11 protein-coding genes are annotated in these 14,289 nt (G+C 65.5%); 9 read left to right on the forward strand and 2 right to left on the reverse strand.

The annotated features are described in order from the left end of the window. Positions 1 to 6: 6 nt before the first annotated feature. From trbE to C2U31_RS12960, 9 genes are all read left to right on the forward strand, one after another. On the forward strand, positions 7 to 2,457 hold the full coding sequence (trbE, locus tag C2U31_RS12920; protein ID WP_103273125.1) for a conjugal transfer protein TrbE: 2,451 nt from the start codon (positions 7 to 9) through the stop codon (positions 2,455 to 2,457). Further along, positions 2,454 to 3,191: a P-type conjugative transfer protein TrbJ gene (gene trbJ / locus C2U31_RS12925; protein WP_004883101.1), complete on the forward strand. Its 738-nt coding sequence runs from the start codon at positions 2,454 to 2,456 to the stop codon at positions 3,189 to 3,191. Before trbE ends, trbJ begins: the two co-directional genes overlap by 4 nt. Positions 3,192 to 3,203: 12 nt before the next feature. Continuing rightward, positions 3,204 to 3,530 (forward strand): hypothetical protein, encoded by a 327-nt coding sequence (locus C2U31_RS12930; protein ID WP_004883103.1) that lies wholly within the window; start codon positions 3,204 to 3,206, stop codon positions 3,528 to 3,530. Then, on the forward strand, positions 3,527 to 4,891 hold the full coding sequence (trbL, locus tag C2U31_RS12935) for a P-type conjugative transfer protein TrbL (RefSeq protein WP_004883106.1): 1,365 nt from the start codon (positions 3,527 to 3,529) through the stop codon (positions 4,889 to 4,891). Before C2U31_RS12930 ends, trbL begins: the two co-directional genes overlap by 4 nt. A 29-nt stretch (positions 4,892 to 4,920) precedes the next feature. Then, positions 4,921 to 5,625, forward strand: coding sequence for a conjugal transfer protein TrbF (gene trbF, locus C2U31_RS12940; RefSeq protein WP_004883108.1), 705 nt, complete (start codon positions 4,921 to 4,923; stop codon positions 5,623 to 5,625). Further along, positions 5,622 to 6,614, forward strand: coding sequence for a P-type conjugative transfer protein TrbG (gene trbG, locus C2U31_RS12945; protein WP_004883112.1), 993 nt, complete (start codon positions 5,622 to 5,624; stop codon positions 6,612 to 6,614). Before trbF ends, trbG begins: the two co-directional genes overlap by 4 nt. A 2-nt stretch (positions 6,615 to 6,616) precedes the next feature. Then, positions 6,617 to 7,897, forward strand: coding sequence for a TrbI/VirB10 family protein (locus C2U31_RS12950; RefSeq protein WP_004883119.1), 1,281 nt, complete (start codon positions 6,617 to 6,619; stop codon positions 7,895 to 7,897). Beyond that, positions 7,894 to 8,136: a DUF2274 domain-containing protein gene (locus tag C2U31_RS12955; protein WP_004883121.1), complete on the forward strand. Its 243-nt coding sequence runs from the start codon at positions 7,894 to 7,896 to the stop codon at positions 8,134 to 8,136. The genes C2U31_RS12950 and C2U31_RS12955 overlap by 4 nt, the downstream gene beginning before the upstream one ends. Positions 8,137 to 8,597: 461 nt before the next feature. Further along, a complete protein-coding gene (locus tag C2U31_RS12960; protein ID WP_103273126.1) occupies positions 8,598 to 9,143 on the forward strand; it encodes an acyloxyacyl hydrolase in 546 nt (181 codons plus the stop codon). A 444-nt stretch (positions 9,144 to 9,587) separates the two neighbouring features. Here the strand turns inward: C2U31_RS12960 and C2U31_RS12965 are convergent, their stop codons facing one another. Beyond that, positions 9,588 to 10,613, reverse strand: coding sequence for an IS110 family transposase (locus tag C2U31_RS12965; protein ID WP_103273127.1), 1,026 nt, complete (start codon positions 10,611 to 10,613; stop codon positions 9,588 to 9,590). A 112-nt stretch (positions 10,614 to 10,725) separates the two neighbouring features. Next, a complete protein-coding gene (locus C2U31_RS12970) occupies positions 10,726 to 13,797 on the reverse strand; it encodes an Rne/Rng family ribonuclease (RefSeq protein WP_103273128.1) in 3,072 nt (1,023 codons plus the stop codon). Positions 13,798 to 14,289: the final 492 nt, after the last annotated feature.

Consider the following 14,289-nt stretch of genomic DNA (forward strand, 5'->3'; position numbering starts at 1 on the left):
GCCGCCATGCTTAACCTTGCCGAATACCGCCAGCGGCCCGCCTTGCTGGCCGACTGGCTTCCCTGGGCTGGGCTGATCGCGCCGGGCGTGGTGCTGAACAAGGATGGCTCGTTTCAGCGCACGGCGCGCTTTCGCTGGCCTGATCTGGACAGCGCCACGCAGGGCGAATTGATCGCCACGACGGCACGGCTAAACAACGCGTTGCGCCGGCTGGGTTCGGGCTGGGCGCTGTTCGTGGAAGCCGAGCGCCAGTCGGCCGCGGACTATCCGCATTCCGACTTTCCCGAACCGCTGTCCTGGCTGGTGGACGAAGAACGCCGCGCTGCCTTTGAGGAATCGGGGAACCACTACGAAAGCAGCTATCACCTGACGCTAGCCTATCTGCCGCCGGAGGAATCCCGCGCTCGTGCAGCCAAGCTGCTCTACGAGCACGCGCCGGGCGATGGTGTGGACTGGCGCGGTCGGCTTGACGCCTTCCTGGCAGAAACGGATCGGGTTTTCGACCTGCTCGATGGCGTGATGCCAGAAATCGTCTGGTTGGACGATGCCGCGACGCTGACTTATCTTCACGCCACGGTGTCCACGCGGCGCTACCGGCTGGCCGTGCCCGAGGTGCCTTTCCACCTCGACGCACTGCTGGCCGATTCCGCCCTAGTCGGCGGCCTTGCGCCCATGCTGGGTGACCAGCATCTGCGCGTGGTGTCGGTGCGGGGCTTTCCGACCTCGACCTGGCCGGGCCTGCTGGACGACCTCAATCGCCTGGGCTTTGCCTATCGCTGGAGTACCCGGTTTCTCTGCCTCGATAAAGCCGAGGCGGAAAAGGAGCTGGGCCGCCTGCGTCGCCAGTGGTTTGCGAAACGGAAGAATGTCATTGCGCTACTGCGCGAAACCATCTTCCAGCAGGAATCGCCGCTGGTGGACACGGATGCCAGCAACAAGGCGGCCGACGCGGATGCCGCCTTGCAAGAGCTTGGCAGCGATCAAGTCGCCTTCGGCTACCTCACCGCCACGGTGACGGTGTTCGATGACGACCCTGCCGTAGCCGACGAAAAGCTGCGCATGGTGGAACGTGTCATCCAAGGACGTGGCTTCGTCACCATCCCCGAAACCTTAAATGCAGTCGATGCGTGGCTGTCGTCCATACCAGGCAATGCCTATGCCAACGTGCGCCAGCCCATCGTCTCGACGCTGAATCTGGCGCACATGATGCCGGTGTCCGCCGTGTGGGCTGGGCCGGAGAAAAACGCCCATCTCGACGGCCCGCCGCTGATCGTCACGCGCACGGATGGCGCGACGCCGTTCCGGCTGGTGACGCACATCGGCGACGTGGGGCATACGCTGGTCGCGGGGCCGACGGGCATGGGAAAATCTGTCCTGCTGGCGATGCTCGCCTTGCAGTTCCGCCGCTATGGCGGCTCGCGCATCTTCGCCTTCGACATGGGGCGATCCATGCGGGCGACGGTGCTGGGCCTGGGCGGCGAACACTACGACCTCGGCGCGGACGGCGCCATTGCCTTTCAGCCCTTGGCCCGTATCGACAGCGAAGGCTATCGCACCTGGGCCGCCGAGTGGATCGAAGGCCGCCTGCTGCATGAAGGCGTGACCGTCGGCCCCGACGAGAAAGCCGCCATTTGGTCGGCGCTCGGCAGCCTCGCTGGTGCGCCGGTGGAGCAGCGCACGATGACCGGGCTTTCGGTGCTGCTGCAATCGAACGCGCTGCGGCAGGCATTGTCGCCGTATGTGCTGGGCGGCGCGCACGGCAAGCTACTGGATGCCGACCGCGACCGGCTCGGCAGCGGCGACGTGCAGGGCTTTGAGATGGAAGAGCTAATGCACAGCCCCGCCGCCGTGCAAGCGGTGCTGCGCTACTTGTTCGCCCGCTTCGATGCACGTTTCGACGGTGCTCCCACGCTGCTGATTCTCGATGAAGCCTGGCTATTCCTTGATGAACCGTCCTTCGCGGCACGCATCCGGCAATGGTTGAAAACTCTGCGCAAGAAAAACGTGTCGGTGATCTTCGCCACGCAGTCGCTTGCCGACATCAAGGATTCGACCATCGCGCCCGCGATCATCGAAAGCTGCGCGAGCCGGATTTTCTTGCCCAACCCGCAGGCGACCGAGCCGCAGATTCGCACGGTCTACGAGGGCTTTGGCCTCAACAGTCGGCAAATCGAAATCGTCGCCACCGCGCAGCCCAAGCGCGACTACTACTACCAATCGCGCCTGGGCAATCGTCTGTTCGACCTCGACCTGGGGCCAGCCGCGCTCGCCTTCTCGGGCGCATCCACACCGCAAGACCAACGCGACATTGACCGAGTGCTGACGCAGGCCGGCGCTCCCGGCTTCGCCGGTGCGTGGCTACGCCATCGCGGCCTCGATTGGGCCGCCGACCTGCTGCCGTCCTCGCCGTCGGCGGCTTCTTTCCTCGCTACTCAACCCCTGGAGATTTCGCCATGAAGACCCGTGTACTTTCCGTTTCGCTCGCCGCCGCGCTGGCCGGCTCGCTGATGCTCGCTCAGCCAGCGGCGGCGCTCACTTTCGTTGATCCCGTCAACTTGGTGCAGAACACGCTGACTGCCATCCGCACGCTGGAGCAGATCAACAACCAGATCAACCAGCTCCAGAACGAAGCGCAGATGTTGATGAACCAGGCGCGCAACCTGGCGAATCTCGACTTCAACATCGTCAACCGGCTGCGCTCGACGCTCGCCACGACTGAACGCCTGATTGCCGAGGCGCAAGGGCTGGCCTACGACGTGCAGAGCATGGATGCCACGTTCTCGCGCCTGTACCCGGAGCAGTACGCCGCCACCATCAGCGGCGACCGCATGGCACAGGACGCACGCGAACGCTGGAAGAACACGCTCGACGGCCTGCACACCGCGATGCGGATGCAGGCGCAGGTGTCGCAGAACCTGACGCAAGACGAAAGCGCGCTGGCCGACCTCGTGAGCCAAAGCCAATCGGCCACGGGTGCGCTGCAAGCGATGCAGGCAACGAACCAGCTTCTCGCCTTGCAGGCCAAGCAGTCCATCCAGGCCCAGCAGCTCCAGATCACACAAGACAGGGCGGCCTCGCTGGAGCTGGCGCGGCAGGCAGCGGCCACCGAGCGCGCCCGCGAAGTGCGGCGGCGCTTCCTGGGCACCGGCACGCCGTACACACCGCAGTCCGTCAACTTCTACAACAACTGACGGGAGGCGGCCATGCGATGCGTTCCTGTCCTGCTGGCCGTGCTGCTGACCGCATGCGGCCAGCAGCCGGCTGAAGACCTGACCGCCACCTTGGCCGCCGATCCCGTGCGGCTCAAGGCGCTGCGCGCCCAATGCGCAGCCGACCGGCAAACCGCAGGCGAAGACACCTGTCGCGCCGCTGCCGAAGCCTTCCGGCGGCGCTTCTTCACCGGCCAGACTGGGCCGGACGAATACCGGACGCTGGCAGAACTGCCGCCGATTCCGGCGAGTTTCGACACGCCAACCGACGACGCGCCGGAAGGTGATGCGTCGCTCGCCGCTGCGGAGGACACGCCATGAACGACGTAACGATCATCGACAGATTCCTCGATACCTTCTCGCGCTACATCGACTCCGGTTTCGGTCTGCTGCAAGGCGAAGTCGCGTTCCTGACGGCCACTCTCATTGTCATCGACATGACCATTGCCGGTCTGTATTGGGCCATGAGCCATGCGACCGGCCAGGGCGAGGACGTGATCGCCAAGCTGCTGCGCAAGGTGCTTTACGTCGGTGCCTTCGCCTACATCATCGGTAACTTCAATTGGCTGTCGAGCATCGTGTTCCGCTCGTTCGCCGGGCTAGGCATCACCGCCACTGGCTCGGCCATAACGATGGAGAACTTCTTGCAGCCGGGTCGGCTTGCCAAGACCGGCATCGACGCCGCTGCGCCGATCCTCGACCAGATCGGTGACATGGCCGGCTTCCCCGAAGTGTTCGTGAACCTCGACCCCATCGTGGTGCTGTTCATCGCTTGGCTGGTGGTGATCCTCTGTTTCTTCGTGCTCGCGGTTCAGCTTTTCATCACGTTGATCGAGTTCAAGCTGACCACGCTTGCCGGCTTCGTCTTGATCCCGTTTGCGCTCTGGAACAAAACCTCGTTCCTCGCGGAAAAGGTGCTCGGCAATGTGGTTTCGTCAGGCATCAAGGTCTTGGTGCTGGCGGTAATCGTCGGCATCGGCTCGGGCCTGTTCGCGGAGTTCCAGGTTCATCCCGACGAGCCTTCCATCGACCATGCGCTTGTCGTGATGCTGGCTTCGCTTGCCTTGCTGGCGCTGGGCATCTTCGGCCCCGGCATCGCCACGGGCCTTGTGTCCGGTGCGCCGCAGCTCGGCGCGGGTGCGATGGCGGGCGCTGCCGTCGGCGCGGTAGGCACGGGTGTTGCCATCGGTGCCGCCGCGACCGGCGTGGGCGGTGCCGTCATGGCGGGCGCACGCATGGCCCCGGCCGCCGCAAAGCTGGCCGGGAGCGGCGCACGCGCCGCCACGTCGGCGGCCAGCAGCGCCAAGTCCGCATTCCAGGCCGGTTCCGCCGCTGCGGGCGGCGGGGCTAAAGGCGCGGCTGCGGGCCTCGGCAATGTCGCCAAGACCGGCGCGCAAGCGGCAGGCCGCCGAGCTGCATCGGGCGCTTCCGCTGCCGGTCAGAAGGTGGCCGACTCCTTCCGGGCAGGATGGAACGGTGCGGATGTCGGCGCTGCCGGTTCCGGCCAGGCCGCCGCAGGCGAAGGCGCAGCCAGCGCGCCGAAGCAAGAGCAACCCGCCTGGGCAAAGCGGATGCACCGCCGCCAGCAGATCACCCATGCCGCAACCACCGCAGCCCACACGCTGCGCAGTGGCGACGGCGGCGGCTCAGGGCAAGGCCCAAGCCTGCGCCCCGATGCGTGACCCGATACCTGACCACCAAGGAGAACCCTATGCGATTCAAACGCCCGCAGGTGCGCTATGCCGACACGCCGCAGCCTGCCACCCCGTACCAATCCGCCGCGCAGGTGTGGGACGAGCGCATCGGCTCGGCCCGCGTCCAGGCCAAGAACTGGCGTTTTATGGCCTTCGGCTGCCTCACGCTTGCGCTGCTGATGGCCGGTGGCCTGGTGTGGCGCTCGGCGCAGTCCATCGTCACCCCTTACGTCATCGAGGTCGATCAGTCGGGGCAGGTGCGCGCCGTCGGCGAAGCCGCCACGCCGTACCGGCCCGCCGATGCGCAGATCGCGCACCACCTGGCGCGCTTCGTGACGCTGGTGCGCTCGCTGTCTATCGATCCCATCGTGGTGCGGCAAAACTGGCTGGACGCCTACGACTACACCACCGACAAAGGCGCGGCGGTGCTCAACGACTACGCCAGCAAGAACGATCCTTTCGCCCGTGTTGGCCGCGAGTCGGTGACGGTGCAGATCACCAGCGTGGTACGCGCCAGCGATGCCTCGTTCAACGTCCGTTGGACGGAGCAACGGTTCATCAACGGTGCCCCCGCCGGGACCGAGCGATGGAACGCGGTGCTTTCCACCGTCCTGCAAACCCCGCGCACCGAACAGCGCCTGCGCAAGAACCCGCTGGGTATCTACGTCAACGGCCTGTCGTGGAGCCGCGAACTGGATTCTTCTGAAGGAGCCAAGCCATGAACCTGTCTTTCCGCTTATACGCTTTCGCGCTGACCGTGGTGGCCCTGTCGGGCTGCGCTTCGCAGGGCAAGCCGCCTCCGTCCATTTCGCTCGATGAGCCGGTGCAGGCACAGCCGCTGCCGGAGCCGCCTGCTCCAGTGGAAGTCGTCGCCATGCCCGAGCCGCTGGCGCTGCCAGCGCAGTTGAAGCCGCTGCACGAGTTGGACGCGGCCCCGGCTAAGCCGGAGCCGGCCGATGAGAAGGTGCGCGTTTCCCGTGCCAATGCCGAGGCGCGCATCGCGCCCACGCGCGAGGGCTACGTCAATGCGATTCAGGTGTGGCCCTTCACCGATGGTGCGCTCTACCAAGTCTATGCCGCGCCGGGACGCGTGACCGTGGTTTCCTTGCAGCCGGGCGAGGAACTAGTGACGGTCGCAGCCGGCGATACCGTGCGCTGGATCGTCGGTGACACGTCCAGCGGCAGCGGCGACGCGATGCGCATCAATGTGCTGGTCAAGCCCATCCGCTCAGGCCTCAAGACGAATTTGGTCATCACCACCAGTCGCAGAACATACCTGCTGGAACTGACCTCGACGGAAAAGGCATGGATGGCGTCGGTGTCCTGGGACTACCCAAAAGACCGGATGTTGGCCTTGCAGCGCCAGTCGCAGGCGGCTAGCGCCGCCGCACCGGTCGATACCGGACTGTCGCTGGAGAAGATCCGCTTCCGATATTCCGTCTCAGGCAGCAATCCGCCGTGGAAGCCGCTGCGCGCCTTCGACGATGGCGAGAAGGTCTATATCCAGTTCCCGCCGGGAATCGCCCAAGGCGAGCTGCCACCGCTGTTCGTCATCGGCGCGCAGGGCGACGGACAACTGGTGAATTACCGTTTTCGCTCGCCTTACTACATCGTGGATCGGCTGTTCGGCGCGGCCGAACTGCGCCTGGGCGGCGACAAGGGTGACGTGGTGCGTATCGAACGCACGGATGGCTTGGCGCGGAGGAACTGACCATGAGCCAGGACGACACTCCCGACCTCGCCACGCCGCATGCGGGCAAGGTGGCACCCGAGGCAGTTGCGCTGCGCGCCCAACCGCGCCCGGTCACGCGCCTGAACCGGCGCACGCTGGCCATCCTCGTCGGCGGTCTCTCGGTCGCTGTGCTCGGCGCGCTGATGTGGTCGCTGCAACCGCAGCGGCGCGGTGCAGGCGAGCAGACCGAGCTTTACAACGTCGATCGCGTCTCGAAGTCCGAAGGGTTGGACGCGCTGCCGGCGGACTACTCGAAGCTGCCGCCCCCCTTGGCGGCATCCGTGCCGGAGTTGGGGCCGCCGCTGCCAGGCGATCTTGGCCCGGCCATTGTGAAGTCGCAGCAGCCGGTGACGGCCGCCTACGCGGCCCCCGGCAACGACCCCAACGACGCGTTGCGCAAGGAAGCCGAAGCAGCAGCGGCATCGGCGGTGTTCTTCCGCTCTGGTTCGCAGAAGGCCGCGCCGGTGGCGCAGACACAGGTAGCCGCTGCGCCGGGCTTCACCGCCAATGCGGCCTTCGACCCGCTGGCGGCCGGGCCTGCGTCGACGGCGGCCCAGCCCGCCGACCCGACCGCCGTGCAGAACCGGCAAGACCAGAAAGAGGCATTCCAGAAAGCCGGAACCACGGAAGCCCGTGATTCCGGCAACCTGACGCTGCCGGCGTCGCCGTATCAGGTCATGGCCGGAACGGTGGTCGCCGGGGCGCTGGTGACGGGCATCAAGTCGGACTTGCCGGGCGATGTGATCGCCACAGTGACGGAGCCGGTCTATGACACGGCTACCGGCAAGTTCCTGCTGATCCCGCAGGGGTCACGCATCCTGGGCAAATACAACAGCCAGGTCAGCTACGGGCAGAGCCGCGTGCAAGTGGTGTGGAACCGGATCATCCTGCCCGACACGTCTTCGCTCAAGCTCGACAACTTGGCCGGCACCGATCCGGCCGGCTACGCCGGCTTGGAAGATGATGTGGATTGGCATTGGGATCGCGTCTTTGCCGGTGCGGCACTGACGACGCTACTGGGCATCGGTGCCGAACTGGCTGCGCCGGAGAACCGGCAGGACGGTGATCGCGTCATCATCGCCGGCCGCGATAGCGCCCAGGACAGCATCAATCAGGTCGGTCAGGAGATGACCCGGCGCAACCTCAACATCCAGCCCACCTTGACGGAGCGCCCCGGCTTGCCGGTTCGCATCATCGTCAACCGCGATCTGGTGCTGCGGCCGTACCAGCCACTTTTCTTCAACAGGGGGACTTCGCGATGACGACGCGCAAGCTACGGCTCGGGCCGCTGCCGAAAACGGAATCCACGAAGCTGACTTTTGCTTGCCCGGCCAGCCTGAAAGCCGACCTCGACCGCTACGCTACGCTGCACGCGCAGACCTACGGCGAGGCGGTCGATGCCACGGTGCTAATTCCGCACATGCTAGAAGCCTTCATGGTCGGAGATCGGGGATTCAGGAAGGGAGGCGCGGGCAAGGCCGCGCCGCCGAAGCCAAGCTGATGATGCCGGTTTCCGCTGGCGGCCATCCCTCAAACGCGCAGCCCAAGGCTGCGCGTTCTTCATTCTGGAGGACGGCGACCGATTGGGCTATGAAGACCAAACGCGGCTACCGCCTGCAGGCAACCGCCCCCGATGCAGCACGCTCGGGCTTTCTACCGCGAAGCTCCTATGTGGCTCCCAGCCCACAACGCCACAGCCCCGCAAGGCGGCCCGAAGTAGAGCCAAACCCGCACCCCATATAGACTTCCGGCCATCAGGCTGATTTCAACAATCGCTTGACTGCGGACATTTTTTATTGCTGTTTGCGTTCGGACAGGTTCCGGTCAATAGGTGGATTTTCGGAACAGAGTTTTCCACTGAGAATGTTGCAGCCGTGAGACATAAAAGCAGCCATGCGGCCCGAATTTTGATAATGTTTTGACAGTTGCTATAAGCATTTTTACAGATTACGGAGTCACCAAATGCATTTGAACAAGAAGAAAACGCTGGCGAGCCTGGTCGGATTGGTGCTGGCAGGCGCCGCGGCCATGGCGAGCGCGCAATCGGAAGGAACCCAGGGTGGCGTGACTCTGCAGTACGGCGTTGGCGACCACTACAAGCGCTACACGCTGAACTATGAAACGGCTTCGGTCTGGACGCACCAGTTTGGCGGCAACTGGGGACGCCTGGATCTGACGCCGGAATTCGGCGCGTCCTACTGGACGGCCGATGGTTCGCGCACGCCTGGCCACGCCTGGCAATTCAGCGCCATCCCCATGTTCCGCTGGTGGGCCGGCGAGCGCTTCTATCTCGAAGCGGGTATCGGCGCCACACTCTTCTCGACCACCCGCTTCGCCAACGAGAACATCAGCACGGCCTTCCAGTTCGGCGATCACGTCGGCATGGGTTTCCTGCTGACGCCGAACAACCGTATCGGTCTGCGCTATTCGCACTTCTCCAACGCCAGCATCAAGCGCCCGAATCCGGGTCTGGATGCGGTGCAGGTCAGCTACACGTACCAGTTCTGATCGAAGCCGGGTGGGAGCTCTCCCGCCAGCCAGGGTCAGTCAGTGCCAACCCCGCAGGCAAAGCCTGTGGGGTTTTTTTATTGGGGCCAAGACGAGGCGGGCAGGGTGCTGCTGCCGACGAGGCATGGGCGGCGTTGTGTCTTGCCGCCGGCGCCCCCACCGACATCCTCTTCAACGAGTATGCAAAAAAAATCTATGGTCAGCCCGATTTTTGCAAGCGAGGCGGTGTAGGCGTAAATTGGGCTTGCTCAAATCTATTCGGAGTCAGTTGGGGCTAGGCCCCCCGCGCCATGATGAGAGTCGCGCCCGGCAAACCTAAAAAGCCCCTCAGCATCGCGGTGCTGGATTTCATGTCAGGTTTCTTGCCAGGCCGTTGAGCCGTTTATGTCTTCACGTACTCGCGTCGCAAAACCAGGAAGTGACTGCGTAAAACGGTGATGAAGGTCAGGCTGGCGCTACAGTCTGCTCACTTCGGTAGTTCGTTCCATTGGCGAGGATGGCCCAGGCGATCCTCGCCAATTTATTGGCCAGCGCACAAGCGACCACGTTCGAGTGACGTCGGGCCTGCAGCTCGCGCACCCAGGCGCCTAGCCGGTCGGTTCGTCGCTCCACGTGTCGCATGATCGCGCGAGCGCCCTGTACCAACAATCGTCTAAGGTTCTTGTCGCCCCGTTTGCTGATGCCCAGGAGCGTGGGTTTGCCGCCCGTGCTGTACTGGCGAGGCACCAAGCCTACCGAAGCGGCGAACTGGCGCGCCGAACCAAATTGCCGCGCATCGCCCAGCTCAGTCATCAGCACGCTAGCAGTGATTGGCCCGATGCCGGGGGTCTGAAGCAGCCGCTGGCTGCGTTCATCCTCGCGCAGCTGTAGACACAGCTCACGCTCAATCTGGCCTACCTGCTCATCCAGATACTGAAAGTGCGATCGCAGCCGCTCCAGCAGCGCGCCTAGTTGGGGCGGCAGCGCGTGTTCGGCCAGAACCGCTGGCAAGCGTCGCAGGATCGCCTGACCACGAGGCAGGCTGATGCCAAACTCCAGCAAAAAGGCGTGCACCTGGTTGATCACGCCCGTGCGCTGAGCGACCAGTGATTCACGCACCCGATGCAGGGCAGAGACGGTCTGCTGAGCCTGATTGCGCACGCTCACGAACCGCATGCTCGGGCGCGAGGCCGCCTCGCAGATCGCCTGGGCATCGGCGAAGTCATTCTTGTTGCCCTGTACGAAGGGGCGCACGAACTGGGGGGAAATGAGCTTGGCCTGGTGGCCCAGTTCTTCGATGCGGCGCGCCATCCAGTGCGCGCCGGCGCAGGCCTCCATCACCACTGTGCTGCGCGGTGTGTTGCCCAGTAACTTGAACAGATCCTGGCGCGAGCACTTCTTGCGAAACATCATCCTGCCGGCCGCGTCCTGCCCATGCAGATGGAAGCTGTGTTTGCCCAGATCGATGCCAATCAGCGTGACGGTGCTCATGAGAGGTCTCCCAAAAAGAACAATCCCCACTCAGCGTACCGCTTCGTGGGGATCGGGCTGACCATCTCATTAGCCCCCGCTGTATGGCGGGGGCTTTTTCTCAGGGCGCGGCTCAGTGGCGCGTTTCTACCTGAACCAGCGGTTCAGTCGAAACGGACGGCACGGCCTTGCGCTCACGACCCAGGCGGGCCGGCGTGTGCGCGGCGGCGATACGCAGCTGCGTTTGCGCATGGCGGTCCGGATCGGTTTCCACCCACTGCAGGCCAGCGGCGTTGACGACGTCGTGCAGGGCCTGGGCCTTGGCGGACGGCGTTGCTGCCGGGATGACGATGGGTTGCTCGGCAACCGCCGGGGCCGGAGCGGCGGCGGGAGCCGGGGCGGCGGCCACGGGCTCGACCGGAGCGGGCGCTTGTGCTGCCGGCGCGGCAACTTGCGTCACCACGGGTTCGACGGCGGGCGCTTCGACCGGTGCGGCAACGGGTGCGGCAACAGGCGCGGGTGCGGCGGCGGGCTCCACGGCCACGGGGGCCGGGGCTTCGTCGCGCGGCTGCGCTTGCGTGACCACGGGCTCGACGGGCGTCGCCTGAACCGGCTCGGCCTTGACGGCTTGCTCGACTGCCGGAGCAGCTTCGGCCTGAGCGGCCTGAACGGTTTCTTCAGCAGGCGCGGCGGCTTGCGGCTGAGCAGGCGTTTCAGCCGATTCAGCGGGGGCCTGGGCCTGAACAGCCTCGGCGCCGTTGTCCTCGTCACCAGCGTCGTCCAGCTGTTCGTCGCTGCCGATCAGGCCGTTCTCGTCCTGGCTGCGGCGGCCGCGGCGGCTGCGGCGGCGGCGACGCTTGCGCTCGGGATCGGCCGAGCCTTCGGCGCCTTCGGCCAGCGCGATGCCGTCTTCCGTTTGCTCGATGGCATCCGTCTGTTCCTGGAGGGCGGCCACGGGAGCGGCTTCAGCGGCGGGAACGGCGGGCTTGGCGTCGGGCAGCGCGGTGGCCACGGTCTGGGCCAGCGCCGCGACCATGCTTTCCTGTTCGCTCATCGGCGCGTCGGATTGGCCTTCCTCGCGGCGGTTGCGGCCACGGCCGCGACGGCGATTGCGGCCGGCGCCGGCGTCATCGCCAGCGGCCTCGGCTGCCTGCTCGGGGCGGTTGTTGGCCAGCGCGGCCTGGTCGCGATCGGCGCGGGCTTCGTTACGGCCCTGGCGCTCGCCACGTTCCGGCCGTTCGGCGCGTTCCGGACGCTCGGCGCGCTCGCCTTCGGCACGGCGGTTGCCGCGCACGTGCTGGCGGCCGCCTTCGGCGCCTTCAGCGCTGTCGCCGCGCGCTTCATTGCGGCGGTTGCGGTTGCGGTCAGAGCCATGGCGTTCGCCGCGGCGGTCTTGGCCGTCGTGGCGGCCCTTGCCGCGGCCGGAGGCGCCGCGCTTGGCGGTGTCTTCCTGGGCAGCGGGGGTGGCAGCGGGCTTGGCGCTGTCGCCATTGCCGGTCAGCCAGCCGACCAGACGCTTGAACAGGCCGCCCAGGCCGCCGGAGGCGGCAGGAGCGGGCGCGGCGGCGGCCGGCGCCGGGGCCGGCGTGGACACGGGCGCGGGTTGCGAGGGCGTGATGCCCTTGACCAGCGCTTCCGGACGGCTCTTGATCTCGTGCTCGCGCGGCTGCCAGGCGGCATCCGTGGATGGAGCCTCGACCAGCTCGAAGCTGGTCTTCACTTCCTCGAGGCGCGGGTCGTCATGACGCAGGCGCTCGATGTGGTGATGCGGCGTTTCCAGATGCTTGTTGGGGATCAGCAGCAGGTTGACCTTCAGGCGCGCTTCCATCTTGGTGATGTCGGAGCGCTTTTCGTTCAGCAGATAGGTGGCCACGTCCACCGGCACCTGGGCGTGCACGGCGGCGGTGTTTTCCTTCATGGCCTCTTCCTGCAGCAGGCGCAGGACGTGCAGGGCGCTGGATTCCGCGTCGCGGATCACGCCGGTGCCGTTGCAGCGCGGGCAGGTGATGTGCGAGCCTTCGTTCAGGGCCGGACGCAGGCGCTGGCGCGACAGTTCCATCAGGCCGAAACGGGAGATCTTGCCCATCTGCACGCGGGCGCGGTCGAAATGCAGGGCATCACGCAGGCGCTGTTCGACGGCGCGCTGGTTCTTGCTGTCCTCCATGTCGATGAAGTCGATGACGATCAGGCCGCCCAGGTCGCGCAGGCGCAGCTGGCGGGCCACTTCGTCGGCTGCTTCCACGTTGGTGCGCAGCGCGGTTTCCTCGATGTCGGCGCCGCGGGTGGAACGCGCCGAGTTGACGTCCACGGACACCAGCGCCTCGGTGTGGTCGATGACCACGGCGCCGCCGGACGGCAGCTGCACGGTGCGGGAGTAGGCCGTTTCGATCTGGTGTTCGATCTGGAAGCGCGAGAACAGCGGGATGTCGTCGCGGTAGCGCTTGACGCGCTGGACGTTGTCCGGCATCACCACGCTCATGAACGCGGTGGCCTGGTCGGCGATCTCGTCGGTGTCGATGAGGATTTCACCGATTTCCGGGGAGAAATAGTCGCGGATGGCGCGGATGACCAGGCTGGACTCGAGATAGATCAGGATGGGCGCGGAATTGTCGCGCGCCGCGCCGTCGATCGCCGTCCAGAGCTGCAGCAGGTAGGACAGGTCCCACTGGAGTTCTTCGACGTTGCGGCCGATGCCGGCGGTGCGGGCGATGATGCTCATGCCCTGAGGCAGCTCGAGCTGCTCCATCGTGTCGCGCAGTTCCTGGCGATCCTCGCCCTCGACACGGCGCGAAACGCCGCCGCCACGGGGGTTGTTGGGCATCAGGACCAGATAGCGGCCGGCCAGCGAGATGAACGTGGTCAGGGCGGCGCCCTTGTTGCCGCGCTCTTCCTTTTCAACCTGGACGATCAGTTCCTGGCCTTCGCGCAGGGCGTCCTGGATGCGCGCGCTGCGCACGTCCACGCCTTCCTTGAAGTAGCTGCGGGCCACTTCCTTGAAGGGCAGGAAGCCGTGACGGTCTTCGCCGTAGTTGACGAAGCAGGCTTCGAGGCCGGGTTCGATACGGGTGATGACACCTTTGTAGATGTTGCCTTTGCGTTGTTCGCGGCCGGCAGTCTCGATGTCGAGGTCGATGAGCTTCTGCCCATCAACGATAGCGACGCGCAATTCTTCCTGGTGCGTCGCATTGAACAGCATGCGCTTCATGAGAGGGGTTCTCCGTTGTCATGACGCGCCGATATCGGCGCGTGACCTCGGGTCACTCGGGCGCAGCGGCTGAAGCGGGCAAGAAGGATGCGGACCGTACCTGGGCGGCGCCCAGGCGTATCCGCCGCGGGTCAGGCGGGCACGTCGTGCCGTACGGCACGGGGTTCTGTCAGCAGGAGGGTCAGCTTCACTGAGTGTGGTTTGACGGAATGTGCTGTGAACGTCAGTTGCGGCAGGAATGGATGCCGACGCGCAACTGGTGCTTTAAATAGTAGATGCGACGATTCTTGCGATGCTTCAGGGCGCTTGCGGCAAGCAACGGACCTGCGGCGACAGCGGGCAAAAAGTGAATGCCACACCACTGTCCGGCAGGCCGCGGTTGCGCCGGCGACCAAGAGACCCAGGGGTTGAATCAGCAGGCAGTACAATGGCGGCCCGCGCGCTCGACGGAGTTGCGTACTTGTTGCATCTCTACGCCAGGCGGCTAGTTCA

It is taken from the genome of Achromobacter sp. AONIH1, from assembly GCF_002902905.1.
GTDB lineage: Bacteria > Pseudomonadota > Gammaproteobacteria > Burkholderiales > Burkholderiaceae_B > Achromobacter.